Source organism: Pseudomonas sp. Irchel s3h14 (assembly GCF_900187425.1).
GTDB lineage: Bacteria > Pseudomonadota > Gammaproteobacteria > Pseudomonadales > Pseudomonadaceae > Aquipseudomonas.
Map to the genome: position 1 here is coordinate 20,099 of NZ_FYDJ01000031.1, position 13,703 is coordinate 33,801.

Genomic DNA, 13,703 nt, shown 5'->3' on the forward strand with positions numbered 1-13,703 from the left:
ACACTGGAAGCGAATGGTGGGTGATGACGGGATCGAACCGCCGACATTCTGCTTGTAAGGCAGACGCTCTCCCAGCTGAGCTAATCACCCTTCACTTTCGGTGTGGCGCGCATTCTACGGAGCGACCACATCTCTGGCAAGCACTTTTTAAATTAATTTTTTCAGGCCTTCCAAAGGCTTAGAGAAGGGTTGGCCTATGGCGCCGCGAAGAGAATAATGCCCCCCTTTGTATAAAGGAGAGACTCGCCCCATGTGGTTCAAAAACCTGCTTATCTATCGCCTGACCCAAGATCTGCCTTTTGATGCCGAGGCGTTGGAAACTGCACTGGCCACCAAACTGGCGCGTTCATGTGCAAGCCAGGAGTTGACCACCTACGGTTTCGTCGCGCCATTCGGCAAGGGCGAAGATGCTCCGCTGGTGCACATCAGCGGCGACTTCCTGCTGATCGCCGCCCGTAAAGAAGAACGCATTCTGCCGGGCAGCGTCGTGCGTGACGCGGTGAAGGAAAAGGTCGAAGAGATCGAAGCCGAACAAATGCGCAAGGTCTACAAAAAAGAACGCGATCAGATCAAGGATGAAATCATCCAGGCCTTCCTGCCGCGCGCCTTTATTCGTCGTTCGTCGACTTTCGCTGCTATCGCGCCGAAACAGGGCCTGATCCTGGTCAACTCGGCCAGCCCGAAACGCGCCGAAGACATGCTCTCCACCCTGCGTGAAGTGATCGGTACGCTGCCGGTACGTCCGCTGACCGTGAAGATGTCCCCTACCGCGACCATGACTGAATGGGTCACCACCCAGAAAGCCGCGGACGACTTCTTCGTGCTGGACGAGTGCGAGCTGCGTGATACCCACGAAGACGGCGGCATCGTGCGTTGCAAGCGCCAGGACCTGACCAGCGAAGAAATCCAGCTGCACCTGAGCACCGGCAAAGTGGTCACTCAGCTGTCGTTGGCCTGGCAAGACAAGCTGTCTTTCGTGCTTGACGACAAGATGGTGGTCAAGCGCTTGAAGTTCGAAGACCTGCTGCAAGACCAGGCGGAACAGGACGGTGGCGAAGAAGCCCTCGGCCAACTGGACGCCAGCTTCACCCTGATGATGCTGACCTTCGGCGACTTCCTGCCGGCGCTGGTTGAAGCGTTGGGCGGCGAAGAGACTCCGCAAGGCATCTAAATACCTGTGCTATCTACTGTGGGAGCGGGCTTGCTCGCGAATAGGGACTGACATTCAACACTAATGTTGACTGACACTCCGCTTTCGCGAGCAAGCCCGCTCCCACATTGGTTTTATGGTGTTACTCAAGAACAAGGATCAGGCCATGCGCGCACTGGCTGCATTGAGTCGTTTTGTCGGCAACACCTTCGCTTACTGGGTCCTGATTTTCGCCGTCGTGGCGTTCCTGCAACCGACCTGGTTTATCGGCCTGAAGGGCGCGATCGTGCCGCTGCTGGGACTGGTGATGTTCGGCATGGGCCTGACCCTCAAACTCGAAGACTTCGCCGAAGTCGCTCGCCATCCATGGCGCGTGGCCCTGGGCGTGGTTGCGCATTTCGTGATCATGCCCGGTGTGGCGTGGTTGCTCTGCCAGGTTTTCCACTTGCCGCCGGAGATCGCTGTCGGCGTCATCCTGGTCGGCTGCTGCCCTAGCGGCACCTCGTCGAACGTGATGACCTGGCTGGCCCGCGGCGATCTCGCGCTATCGGTGGCCATCGCCGCTGTCACCACCCTCCTCGCCCCGCTGCTGACCCCGGCGCTGATCTGGCTGCTGGCCTCAGCCTGGTTGCCGGTGTCGTTCATGGAGCTGTTCTGGTCGATCCTGCAAGTGGTGCTGTTGCCGATCGTGCTTGGCGTGGTTGCCCAGCGTCTGCTGGGTGATCGGGTTCGCCACGCGGTGGAGGTGCTGCCGCTGATTTCGGTGGTGAGCATCGTCATTATCGTCACAGCCGTGGTGGCCGCCAGCCAGGCGAAGATAGCCGAATCCGGCCTGCTGATCATGGCCGTGGTGATGCTGCACAACAGCTTCGGCTATCTGCTGGGTTACTTCACCGGGAGGCTGTTCAAGTTGCCACTGGCCCAGCGTAAATCCCTGGCGCTGGAAGTCGGCATGCAGAACTCCGGGTTGGGTGCAGCGCTGGCCAGTGCGCACTTCTCACCGCTGGCGGCGGTGCCGAGTGCGTTGTTCAGCGTCTGGCACAACATTTCCGGGGCGCTGCTCTCGACTTATTTCCGCCGGATGAGCGAGAAAGAAGATCGGGAAACTGCGGCTCAACAGGCCACCGACTGATCCGAAAACTTGATCCCAGGGTTAATGATGGGCACTCTATTGCAAAACGCGAGGACGACCTCGCGGCTCGATCGAGTCATTAATCTGGGGACGACCCCGTCAATCGATGGAGGTCTCTCATGTCCTGGATCATTCTGTTTTTCGCCGGCCTGTTCGAAGTTGGCTGGGCTGTCGGCCTGAAATACACCGATGGCTTCAGCCGCCCTCTCCCCACCGCATTGACCGTTGCCGCCATGGCCATCAGCCTTGGCTTGCTGGGCCTTGCCATGAAGGAATTGCCGCTGGGCACGGCCTACGCGATCTGGACGGGCATCGGTGCAGTCGGGACGGTGATCGCCGGGATCATTCTGTTTGGTGAATCCATGGCGCTGTTCAGGCTCGCCAGTGTGGCGCTGATCATTTCCGGGCTGGTCGGACTGAAGATCAGCGCCTGACTGTTTGCTGCCATTACGAAAAAGCCCGCCCCCTTTCGATACAGACAGAGGGCGGGCTTTTTCAATGGTGTGGTTTAACGGATCAACTTTCGGCCAGCTCCCTGCGCTCACGCGCGACCGGGGCCTTTTCCGCACGCTCAAGCTGCATACAACGCTCCAGGAACAGGAACATGTAGTCGTAGCTCTTGCAGACGGCCTGACGCAATTCCACTTGCAGGGATTTGCTTGGGTTCATGCCCGCCAGCGTGCAGATGATTTCCAGGGCTTCCCACGGATGGGCATCGTCGTACTGGGCATGCATCTTCAACCACTTCATGGCCCGCTTGCGATCTTCCTCCGGGAACGATGCCGCGTAGACGCCACTGGAACAGACCAGCGCCGACCACTCCCCGGTCGCACCTTCAATGGCGTAGTTGGTGGCGGCAATGGCAACGATCAGCGAATCCGACGAACTGGTGTGCCAGCACCAGTGGCTCAACGCGTGAAGTTCAGGGGCAACCTTTTGCGCTTGCAAATCTTCCAGGCTGACACCGTGAGCACGGCTCCAGTGCACCCAGTAATCGGCATGGTTCAATTCGACGCGTATGTTACGCATCAGCCAGCGACGCGCCATATCTTCACCTGGATGGCGGGCAAAGCGAGTCTTGGTCAGGTTCTGTGCCATATATAACGCGAACTGTTCGACTACCGGCCAGCCACCAACAAGGTACTGACGCATGGTCTTTGCACTGAGTTTGTTATCACGCAGACGCTTATACAGTTCGTGTTCGACAACCCGGCGTTTGCTCTCGCTGCAATCCTGGATCAGGCTTTGAGCCCAGGCGGGATAACTTGCAGCTTCCATGAGTGGTCCGGTTCGGTTGAATGTGTCGATCACTGTCGAGCTCCTTTTGATTGTGATTATAAGGATCGGCAAGAGATTTCAACGGAACGTGCCAGGCGCCTTGAATAACAAAGGCCGAGGCCTGGCTGGACGACTTTGTAAACTGTCGCGGGTAAACAAATGCGGGCGTTCAATAACATACCCTTGAGCGTAATCCACCCCGATCTCCAGCAATGCCTGCTCGATCTGGGGTGTTTCAACAAACTCGGCAATCGTACGCTTACCCATAACATGACCGATGTGATTGATCACTTCGACCATGGCGCGGTTAATCGGGTCGTCCAGCATATCCTTTACGAAACTCCCGTCGATCTTCAAGAAGTCTACAGGTAAATGTTTCAAGTATGCGAATGAGGACATTCCGGCGCAAAAGTCATCCAGTGAAAAGTGGCAACCTAAACCTTTGAGTTCATTAATAAATCTGGTTGCACTTCCGAGATTGGAAATAGCACTGGTTTCAGTGATTTCAAAACAAATCATTTCAGGCGGTATGGAGTAAGTAACAAACTGTTCACGCAGGAAGTGCAGAAACGCGTCATCTCCGATAGTTGTGCCTGACAGATTAATCGCACACATGGCCAATGGTCCTTTGTGCTGTTCGGCGATGCATTGGGCAATAATTTTGAAAACGTTCTGTACAACCCAGCGGTCAAGGGACGTCATCAGACCATAACGCTCAGCAGCCGGAATAAAACTGTCGGGCAAAATCATGCGTCCGGCTTCGTCATGCAGGCGCAACAGAATTTCGATATGTCCACCGCCCTTCTCAATATGACCAAGGGGCGCGATTTCCTGTGCGTACAGACAGAAGCGGTTTTCTTCCAGCGCCATGTGCAAGCGCTGCACCCAAGCCATCTCGCCGAAGCGCAGGGACAGTTCCGAATCGTCGGCGTGATAGACCTGAACCCGATTGCGGCCCTTTTCCTTGGCCATGTAGCAGGCCATGTCGGCAGCGCGCAGCGAAGCTTCGAGCGTGGTCGGATTCTGAGTGACGTGAACCAGTCCGATGCTCACAGTGGTCACGAACGGTCGGCCTTTCCAGACGAAGTGCAGGTTCTGCACGGTCTGACGCAGGCCCTCGGCGATTTTTTCTGCGGCTTCCGGGGCGCAGTTCTCCAGCAGGATGCCAAACTCGTCGCCACCCAGGCGGGCCAGGGTATCGCCTTCGCGCAAACCGGATTGCAACAGAGCGCAGATATGCCGCAGCAACTCGTCACCCGCCGCGTGGCCGCAGGTATCGTTGACCAGTTTGAACTGATCCAGATCGAGGAACATCAAGGCATGGCGCCCCGACTGCCGCACCAGGTTGTGCAGCGCCAACTCCAGGCGATATTCGAATTCGCGGCGGTTGGCGAGCCCGGTCAAGGCATCATGGGTCGCCTGCCAGGACAGATTGGCAATGTATTGCCGCTCCTGGGTCATGTCGTGCAATACCAGCACGGTACCGCTGACCTTCCCGGCGTTGCGAATCGGCGCACCGACCAGGGTGACCGAAACCGTGCTGCCATCGAGGCGCTGGATCAGTTTTGAGTGTTCGCTGCCACCGCTCAGCTGTCCGCTCAAAATGTGCTCGATCAACGTGAAGCCATCGGCCTGAGCGTTCTCGTCCAGCAGATTGAATAGCGCCGCCAGCGGCAAACCCGTCGCCTGCTCGGCCTTCCAGTGGGTCAGTGCCTCGGCGGCCGGATTCATATAGGCGATCGCGCCGTCGACATTCGTGGTGATCACGCCATCGCCAATCGATTGCAGGGTGATCTGCGCTCGGTCCTTCTCCAGCTGCAGGGCCTCGGCGAACGCATTGCGGTGCTTGAGCAGTTTGTGAGTACGCATCAGTGCTAATGCAATCAAGCCCAGGGCGGTGGCGAGGTTGGTCACCAGCAACACCCGCAGGATCATCCGCGAGCCTTCGCCCAAGGCATCGCTGAAGGCCTTCGCTGCCGGTGTCACACTTTCGTTGATGACGAATATCTGATCCTTCCAGCTCTTGATATCGGCATCGGTGGCCTGATCGGTGGTGATGCGCTGATGCATCTCCCGCGCAATGGCATCGAGTTGCACCAGATACGCATCGCCCACCGTCCAGAGGTCGATGGCTTTCTTGTGGTAAGTGAAGTTCCGAAAATTCAGGTACAGCCAGATCACACTATTAATGTCATCCGGGTGGTTGCCGCCCTTGAGGATCGCCACGCGCGCGGCTTCGATATTCGGCGGCCGATGATCCAGCGCCACACGCAACTCGTGGCCACCCTGAGGTACGGCAATGGCGTTCTGGTATTTGAGGAAAATCGTCTCGTCGCGGTTGTCGGCGTAGAGATTGAGGTAATAGATGGCGTCTTTTTGGCCTTTGGACCACAGGCTTTCACCGGCAACGTAGCCGCGAACCGCCGACAGAACATACAGGCTGACACCGCCCAGCAAGGCTTGAAATAACACGACGGCAATAAATGGCCAGACGATGCCCAACAACCGTGGCGTTCCGAGAGTCCGCGCTTGATTCATGAGGTCCCTTGTTTTAGCACTGCCAGATCAGCATCCCGACGTGATCGCTACAGCTAGACTAGGGTGCGTTCTTGATCCCGGCAAGCGAGTAGCCGCTTCCGCTGCGGGGTAGTGTGGCTAGTGCTGCTGCAAATGCCCATAAAGCTTGGCATACAACCCCCCATCAGCAATCAATTGCTGATGGTCGCCATCCTCGGCAATCTGCCCGCCATCAAACACCAGCACCCGGTCGGCCTGTTTCACTGCCGATAACCGGTGCGCAATGATCAGCGTGGTGCGGTTACTCAGGAACCGCGCCAGCGCCTGGTGCAGGTTGTATTCGGTGGCGGCATCCAGCGCCGAGGTGGCCTCGTCGAGGATCACTACTTTGGGATCGGCCAGCACCATCCGCGCAATCGCCAGGCGTTGACGCTGGCCGCCGGACAAGCGCACGCCGGAACGTCCGACGATGCTGTCCAGGCCGTTGGGCAGCTCTCGAACGGTCTGGTGCAATTGCGCGATTTCCAGCGCTTGCCAGCAGGCTTCGTCGCTGCGTTCGCGGCCCATGGTCAGGTTGGCGCGGACGGTGTCGTTGAACAGCGCCGGATGTTGCAGGACCACGGCGACATTTTCGCGCACGGTTTCCAGGCCGATCTCTTGCTGAGTCGAGCCGCCGAAACGGATGGTCCCGGCGAGCGGCGTGTACAAGCCCAGCAGCAACTGCACCAGGGTACTTTTGCCGCCACCGCTGGCGCCGACAATCGCGACCTTTTCGCCGGGGGCGATCGACAGGTTCATCTGGTTCAACACCAGCTCGTCGCCGTAACCGAAACTCAATCCCTGGACTTCGATGCCCACGGTTTCGCGACCGTTGAACGGGTCGACACCGCCCGGGTATTCAGGCTCATCGGCCCGGGCCAGCAACTCGTTGATCCGCGACAGCGCGCCGCCGGCCGCGTAATAGGCGTACTGCAGATTCAGCAGCTGTTCCACCGGACCGATCATGAACCACAGGTAGCTGAACACCGCGAGCATCTGGCCGATGGACAGGTCGGAAAACAGCACGGTGAGCATCGCCGCCGCACGGAAAATATCGATGCCGAACTGGAACAGCAAGCCACTGGTACGGTTCGACGCATCGGTTTTCCACTGCGAGTTCACCGCGTAATCGCGCACTTCCCGGGCGCGCTGCCCCAGGCGCCCAAGGAAAAAACCCTGACGGTTGCCGGCACGCACTTCCTGAATGGAGTCGAGGGTTTCGGTCAGCGCCTGGGTAAAGCGCGAGGTGCTGTCGTTCTCGAGTTTCTTCAGGTGCTTGACCCGTTTGCCCAGCAGTACCGTGGCGTAGATCACCAGTGGGTTGAACAGCAGGATCAGCAACGCCAGCTTCCAGTGCATCCACATCAGGATGGAGGCGGTGCCGACCAGGGTCAGCATGGCCACAAGGAAACGACTGAGGGTTTCGCCGACGAATTTGTCCACGGTGTCCAGGTCGGTGACCAGATGCGTGGTGACCGTGCCGCTGCCCAGGCTTTCGTATTCGCCCAGGGAAATACGCTTGAGCCGTTCGATCAGCCGTGTGCGAATGCGATACACGATGTCTTTGGCCAGTGCCGCAAACAACTTTGCCTGAACCACGTTGAAGAACAAGGCGCCACAGCGTAGCAACAAGGTCACCAGCAGCATCAGGCCGATGTAGCCCGCCGCTTTTTGCCAGTCGTCGGGCAGCGCGTGGTTCATGATCTTCAGCGCGGCGTCACCGTGACCCAGCAGCACTTCGTCCACCAGCAACGGCAGGAGCAAGGGAATTGGCACGCTACACAGGGTTGCCAACACCGCCACGCCGTTGGCGATCCACAGGGATTTTTTGTGATGCAGCGCCAGGCGACGGATTTCCGCCCAGCTCAGACGGTCGACACGTGAAACAGGTGGCTCGTCGTCGGGCAGATCATGCACAGGCAGCGCGCTCCAGCCAGCGGCCGAGCAACGGAGACAATACGCTGAGCGGCTGATAGCCATTGGTCAACAGCGCCAATTGACCATTACGCTCAGCCAGTAAGGTAGGGAAACCGGCAATGCCCAGGTCCTGGACCCAGGTGAAATCGGCCGCCGTCGCGGCGTGCTGATCGGCACGGTCGAACGCGGCGGCGAATTCGATGCGCGGCAGACCGGCTTGCTCCGCCAACTCCACCAGAACACTGGCGTGGGTGACGTCGCGACCTTCGGCGTAAAACGCGTGCTGAATCAGCCCGAGCAGTTTCCACGCGCAATCCGGCGCCAGGCTGCGCGCGGTCACCAGCGCCCGACAGGCAGGTTCGGTGTCGTAGACAAACCCGTCGGGCAACGCGCCTTCCAGCTTGAACGGTTGGCCAGTTGCCTCGTTGACCGCCTGCCAATGCTCAAGGATGTAGCGCCGGGTGGTCGGCTCCAGCGCGGAACCGCTGCCGGTACGCAAACCGCCCACCACCAGGTGCACGTCCACACCCGCTGCTTGCGCCTGCTCGACCAGCGCGTTGGCCACCGGCGCGAAGCCCCAGCACCAGGAACACATCGGGTCCATCACATAGAGCAGGCGTTGCACAGACATGGTTCAAGCCTCGGAAGGAGTTTGCTTGTAGTTGTAACCGATCGGGTGAGGCAAGTTGCGAGCCTTGGCCAGTTCGATCTGCTTTTGCCGGTCGATGGCACTGCGACGGGTCTTCTCGCTCAGCTTATCCCAGCAATGCGGGCAGCTGATGCCGGCCACGTAGTGCTCGGACGCGCGGTCTTCGACGCTGATCGGTGTACGACAGGCATGACATTGATCGTAGTCGCCTTCGCTGAGGTCGTGGCGCACGGTCACGCGGTTATCGAACACGAAGCAGTCGCCCTGCCATTTGGTTTCTTCCTGCGGCACCTCTTCGAGGTACTTCAGAATGCCGCCCTTGAGGTGATAGACCTCGTCGAAGCCTTGGCTGAGCATGTAGCTCGACGCCTTTTCACAACGAATGCCGCCGGTGCAGAACATCGCGACTTTCTTGTGCACGGCCGGGTCGAAATTGGCTTTGATGTAGTCGGGGAATTCGCGAAAACTGGTGGTCTTCGGGTCGATGGCGCCTTCGAAGGTGCCGATCGAGACTTCGTAGTCGTTGCGAGTGTCGATCAACAGCACTTCCGGATCGCTGATCAGCGCGTTCCAGTTCTCTGGATCGACGTAAGTGCCGACCTTCTTGTTCGGGTCCACGCCTTCGACGCCGAGGGTGACGATTTCTTTCTTGAGTTTGACTTTGGTGCGATAGAACGGCTGGTCGTCGCAGTACGACTCTTTGTGGTCGATGTCGTCCATGCGCGGGTCGTTCTTGAGCCAGGCCATCAGCCCGTCAATGCCTTCGCGGCTGCCGGACACGGTGCCGTTGATGCCTTCTTCGGCAATCAGCAGCGTGCCTTTGATGCCGTTGTCGACCATCGCTTGCAGCAGCGGCTCGCGCAGGGCGACGTAATCTTCCAGGGTGACGAACTTATACAGTGCCGCCACGACAATCTGTTGTGTCATGGGTGATTCTCCAGGTGGCTACCCTCGTAAGGGGTGAACCGGATGCGAAAAAAAACGCGCCGGGTGAGCGGCGCGTTGTGCAGTCTAACAAAAATAAACCTTCCTGTAGGAGCCTGGCTTGCCAGCGATGGCGATCTTGAGTACGCCATCGCGGGCAAGCCTTGCTCCTACCTGCCGCCAGCACAGGTCGGCGAGGCCGGAGCCGCGTCGATCTGTGCCCATTCCTCTGGCGTGTAGGTATGCAGCGCCAACGCATGGAACTCGCCCATCAGCTCGCCGAGCGTGCCGTAGACTTTCTGGTGACGCTTGACGCGGTTGAGCCCTTCGAACTGCTGGCTGACCACCACGGCCTTGAAGTGGGTCTGCAACCCACGGCTGTGCATGTGGCTTTCATCCAGCACTTGCAGATGCTGCGGCTGCAACAGGCCCAGCGTCGATTCGATGCGTTGTTGCATGGTCATACCGAACTCCGCTTAAGGCTTTTTCTTGGCAGGAGCGGCGCCTTTAGGCTCCAGCTCGGCCGTCATGTCAGCCAGCAGTTTGTTGACCACAGGCACGGCGCTTTCCAGCTTGGCTTGAGTCATCTGGGCCGATTGCTGAGTCAGCTGCGGCATTTTTTCCAGGACTTTCTTGCCCAGTGGCGACTGGTAGAACGCGACCAGGTCTTTCAGCTCGGATTCGCTGAAGTTGGTGGTGTAGAGCTTGACCATGTCCGGCTTCAGCTTGTTCCAGCCAATGGCTTGGTCCAGCGCGGCGTTGGCTTTGGCCTGGTAGGTTTCCAGCAAGGCCTTTTTCGATTCAGGGGCTTTGGTCTGAGCAAAGCGCTGAGCGAACATTTGCTGCACTTGCATGTACACCGGAGTGCCCAATTTGTCAGCGTGCGCCAGGGTCAGGAAAGCTTCGGCACTGGCGTTGTGGCTGGCGGTATCGGCAAAAACAGGGCCGCTGGCGCAAACCAGTGCAACCGCGGTACAGATGGCACGAAGACGAGTCATCGAGTTTCCTTTTCTAGCAGGCGAGGTAAAACCCCAAGGGCGTCCATTCTGCGCCTAAAAAACTGTGTGGCTCAACCCCAAGCCTTGTCGGGCCTGATTTAGAGGGGTTGAATGGTCAAAAAACAGACTGATGGAACCACGGCCGGCGATCACGGCCTAAACTGCGCTATCGACCCACAGGAGTGTGCATGATGAGCCGTATCGAAACCGACAGCCTTGGCCAGGTGGAAGTCCCGGATGAAGCCTACTGGGGCGCTCAGACGCAACGCTCGCTGATTAACTTCGCGATCGGCAACGAACGCATGCCGCTGGCGGTGCTGCATGCCCTGGCGCTGATCAAGAAAGCCGCTGCGCGGGTCAATGACCGCAACGGTGACCTGCCCGCCGACATCGCCCGGCTGATCGAACAGGCCGCCGACGAAGTGCTCGACGGCAGTCATGACGACCAGTTCCCGCTGGTGGTCTGGCAGACCGGCAGCGGCACCCAGAGCAACATGAACGTCAACGAAGTGATCGCCGGTCGGGCCAACGAACTGGCGGGTAATGCTCGCGGCGGCAAGTCGCCGGTTCACCCTAACGATCACGTCAACCGCTCCCAGAGTTCCAACGACTGTTTCCCGACCGCCATGCACATCGCGGCGGTCCAGGCAGTGCAACAGCAACTGCTGCCGGCGATCAGCGAACTGTCGGGCGGATTGGCCGAGCTGTCCGCGCGGCACATGAAACTGGTCAAGACCGGCCGCACCCATATGATGGACGCGACACCGATTACCTTCGGTCAGGAACTGTCGGCGTTCATCGCGCAACTGGATTACGCCGAACGAGCGATCCGCAGCTCGCTGCCGGCCGTCTGTGAATTGGCCCAGGGCGGCACCGCGGTCGGCACCGGGCTGAACTCGCCCCACGGTTTTGGCGAAGCCATCGCTGCCGAGCTGGCCGCCCTCTCCGGCCTGCCATTCGTCACCGCCCCCAACAAATTCGCCGCCCTGGCTGGCCATGAGCCGCTGACCACGCTGTCCGGCGCGCTGAAAACCCTCGCCGTGACCCTGATGAAAATCGCCAACGACCTGCGCCTGCTGGGCTCCGGGCCGCGAGCAGGTTTCGCCGAAGTCAAACTGCCGGCCAACGAACCGGGCAGCTCGATCATGCCCGGCAAGGTCAATCCGACTCAGTGCGAAGCGCTATCGATGCTGGCTTGTCAGGTATTGGGCAACGACGTCGCCATCGGGTTTGCCGCGAGCCAGGGGCACCTGCAGCTGAACGTGTTCAAACCGGTGATCATCCACAACCTTCTGCAATCGATCCGCCTGCTCGGCGATGGCTGCAGCAACTTCCAGCAGCATTGCATCGCCGGCCTGGAACCGGATGCAGAGAAAATGGCTGAACATCTGGAGCGTGGGTTGATGTTGGTGACAGCGCTGAATCCGCACATTGGTTATGACAAATCGGCGGAGATCGCCAAAAAGGCTTACGCAGAAGGGCTGACCCTGCGTGAGGCGGCGTTGCAACTCGGGTATCTGACGGACGAAGAGTTTGATGCGTGGGTAAGGCCGGAGAATATGCTGGAGGCTGGCGCCAAGGGCTGAGTTTTGTAGCGCCTGACAGTCAGCCATCGCGGGCAAGCCTTGCTCCTACGGGTTTTGCGTCGATCAAAATATCCGGTATCGACATAAAACCCGTAGGAGCAAGGCTTGCCCGCGATGAACGATGACGCGGTCTAACCTGCCGCAATCCGCACCTTTCTAGCTCTGAGCCCCGCAATCAACGACGGCCCCAACGCCACCAGCGCCGACCCCAGCACCACCAGCACCGCCCCGCCATAACCCAGACCATTGATCGTCTCGGCATGCACATACTCCGGCCACAACCACGCAGCCACTGCCACCGCAGCAAACGTCACCAGCGGCGTGATTGCCAGCGTTGCACTAACCCGCGATGCCTCCCAATGAGCCAAAGCCTCGGCAAACGCGCCATAGGCGATCAGGGTGTTCATGCAGCACGCCAGCAGTAGCCAGCCTTGCAGCGGACTCAATTGCAGCGCTTCCAGCGGATGCACCCACGGCGTCAGCAACAGCGCGCAGAACAGGTAGATCACCATCATTACCTGCAGCGAATTCCACACCGTGAGCAATTGCTTCTGGCCCAGGGCGTAGAACGTCCAGACCGTGGACGCCAACAGCACCAGCAGCACGCCGGCGGTGTAATCGGTCAGCGAGGTCAGCAACTCGGCCAGCCGCTGATTGAAAAACAGGGCAAAGCCGATCAACAGCACCAGCAGGCCGATCCCCTGCCCCACGCTGAACCGTTCCTTGAACACAAACAGACTGGCGATCAGCAACATGATCGGGCCCATCTGCACCACCAGTTGCGCGGTGCCGGGGCTAAGCAGGTTCAGACCCATCAGGTACAGCACGTAGTTGCCCACCAGGCCGAGCACCGCCATCAACACCAACCAGCCACCACGCGGCCCCAGCACCTTGCGGCTCGGCAGGCGTTTGGTCGCCGCCAGATAAATGAACAGGCACCCGCCGGATACGATCAGGCGAAACCACGTCACCGTCACCGGGTCCATCACCAGCAGCACTTGCTTGAGTTTGATCGGCAGGATTCCCCACAGCAGCGCGGTCACCAAGGCCAGGAACAGACCGTTAACCCAGCGACCCGATGAAATGTGCATTGCGAACCCCGAAGCCAAGTGGCGAGAACGGTCATTCTAGGCTTAGAGCCGTTCGGCACACAGGGACAGTTGGGCGTTGGCCGCGAATGAAACTGTGCAGGTCGCACCATTAAATTGGCGCTATGCCGTCGATCGGTCGGCCAGGCGTCGCAAGTGGTTCGTGCATAAGCTCATGGGATTCGCCAACAGGAACATTCCTCAGGAGATCGCCATGTACGGCAAGCGCGCCCAGGACAATGCCCCCGCCACGCACTTTCGCTGTGACCGGGTGTGTCGTGTGAATGGGGATTTGTATTTCAGCACCCGGGAAAACACCCTGGAGGGGCCGTTTGAAAATCCGGAGAAATTGGCGCGGGAGGTACAGGCTTACATTGAGCGGATGCTGCTTTTGCGTATGAGCCTGTAGACAGCGGCGCCGCCAT

13 protein-coding genes and 1 tRNA gene are annotated in these 13,703 nt (G+C 59.1%); 5 read left to right on the forward strand and 9 right to left on the reverse strand.

The window, feature by feature from the left end:
* Positions 1 to 14: 14 nt before the first annotated feature.
* A tRNA-Val gene (locus CKW16_RS29780) sits at positions 15 to 90 on the reverse strand.
* A 160-nt stretch (positions 91 to 250) separates the two neighbouring features.
* On the opposite strand from CKW16_RS29780, the gene rdgC reads away from it, so the two are divergent.
* From rdgC to sugE, 3 genes are all read left to right on the forward strand, one after another.
* Entirely contained in the window at positions 251 to 1,171 is a 921-nt protein-coding gene (gene rdgC / locus CKW16_RS29785) for a recombination-associated protein RdgC (RefSeq protein WP_095133025.1), read from the forward strand.
* Between the two features lie 145 nt (positions 1,172 to 1,316).
* Entirely contained in the window at positions 1,317 to 2,282 is a 966-nt protein-coding gene (locus CKW16_RS29790; protein WP_095133027.1) for a bile acid:sodium symporter family protein, read from the forward strand.
* Positions 2,283 to 2,401: 119 nt separating this feature from the next.
* Positions 2,402 to 2,716: a quaternary ammonium compound efflux SMR transporter SugE gene (sugE, locus tag CKW16_RS29795; protein WP_095133029.1), complete on the forward strand. Its 315-nt coding sequence runs from the start codon at positions 2,402 to 2,404 to the stop codon at positions 2,714 to 2,716.
* 82 nt (positions 2,717 to 2,798) lie between these two features.
* Here sugE and CKW16_RS29800 read toward each other — a convergent pair whose 3' ends face one another.
* The 7 genes from CKW16_RS29800 to CKW16_RS29830 form a co-directional block, all read right to left on the reverse strand.
* Complete coding sequence (locus tag CKW16_RS29800; protein ID WP_371918062.1) at positions 2,799 to 3,560, reverse strand: TenA family transcriptional regulator; 762 nt, start codon at positions 3,558 to 3,560, stop codon at positions 2,799 to 2,801.
* A 78-nt stretch (positions 3,561 to 3,638) separates the two neighbouring features.
* On the reverse strand, positions 3,639 to 6,098 hold the full coding sequence (locus CKW16_RS29805) for an EAL domain-containing protein (RefSeq protein ID WP_095133033.1): 2,460 nt from the start codon (positions 6,096 to 6,098) through the stop codon (positions 3,639 to 3,641).
* A gap of 117 nt (positions 6,099 to 6,215) precedes the next feature.
* The gene (locus CKW16_RS29810) at positions 6,216 to 8,033 is read right to left on the reverse strand and encodes an ABC transporter ATP-binding protein (protein WP_095133035.1); all 1,818 of its coding nucleotides are present in this window, start codon (positions 8,031 to 8,033) and stop codon (positions 6,216 to 6,218) included.
* Positions 8,026 to 8,628, reverse strand: coding sequence for a DsbA family protein (locus CKW16_RS29815; RefSeq protein ID WP_176471620.1), 603 nt, complete (start codon positions 8,626 to 8,628; stop codon positions 8,026 to 8,028). Before CKW16_RS29815 ends, CKW16_RS29810 begins: the two co-directional genes overlap by 8 nt.
* A gap of 39 nt (positions 8,629 to 8,667) precedes the next feature.
* Positions 8,668 to 9,609 (reverse strand): rhodanese-related sulfurtransferase, encoded by a 942-nt coding sequence (locus tag CKW16_RS29820; protein ID WP_095133037.1) that lies wholly within the window; start codon positions 9,607 to 9,609, stop codon positions 8,668 to 8,670.
* A gap of 167 nt (positions 9,610 to 9,776) precedes the next feature.
* Positions 9,777 to 10,070, reverse strand: coding sequence for a BolA family transcriptional regulator (locus CKW16_RS29825; protein WP_095133039.1), 294 nt, complete (start codon positions 10,068 to 10,070; stop codon positions 9,777 to 9,779).
* Positions 10,071 to 10,082: 12 nt separating this feature from the next.
* Positions 10,083 to 10,604, reverse strand: a complete 522-nt coding sequence (locus tag CKW16_RS29830) for a DUF2059 domain-containing protein (RefSeq protein WP_095133041.1) — start codon at positions 10,602 to 10,604, stop codon at positions 10,083 to 10,085.
* Between the two features lie 191 nt (positions 10,605 to 10,795).
* Between CKW16_RS29830 and CKW16_RS29835 the strand changes: the two genes are divergently transcribed.
* On the forward strand, positions 10,796 to 12,190 hold the full coding sequence (locus tag CKW16_RS29835) for a class II fumarate hydratase (protein ID WP_095133044.1): 1,395 nt from the start codon (positions 10,796 to 10,798) through the stop codon (positions 12,188 to 12,190).
* Positions 12,191 to 12,321: 131 nt separating this feature from the next.
* On the opposite strand, the gene CKW16_RS29840 is transcribed toward CKW16_RS29835, so the two are convergent.
* Positions 12,322 to 13,281 carry a DMT family transporter gene (locus CKW16_RS29840; RefSeq protein ID WP_095133046.1) on the reverse strand — a complete coding sequence of 320 codons (960 nt, stop codon included), beginning with the start codon at positions 13,279 to 13,281 and terminating at the stop codon, positions 12,322 to 12,324.
* A 211-nt stretch (positions 13,282 to 13,492) separates the two neighbouring features.
* Between CKW16_RS29840 and CKW16_RS29845 the strand changes: the two genes are divergently transcribed.
* Positions 13,493 to 13,687: a DUF6316 family protein gene (locus CKW16_RS29845; protein WP_033055288.1), complete on the forward strand. Its 195-nt coding sequence runs from the start codon at positions 13,493 to 13,495 to the stop codon at positions 13,685 to 13,687.
* Positions 13,688 to 13,703 lie beyond the last annotated feature (16 nt).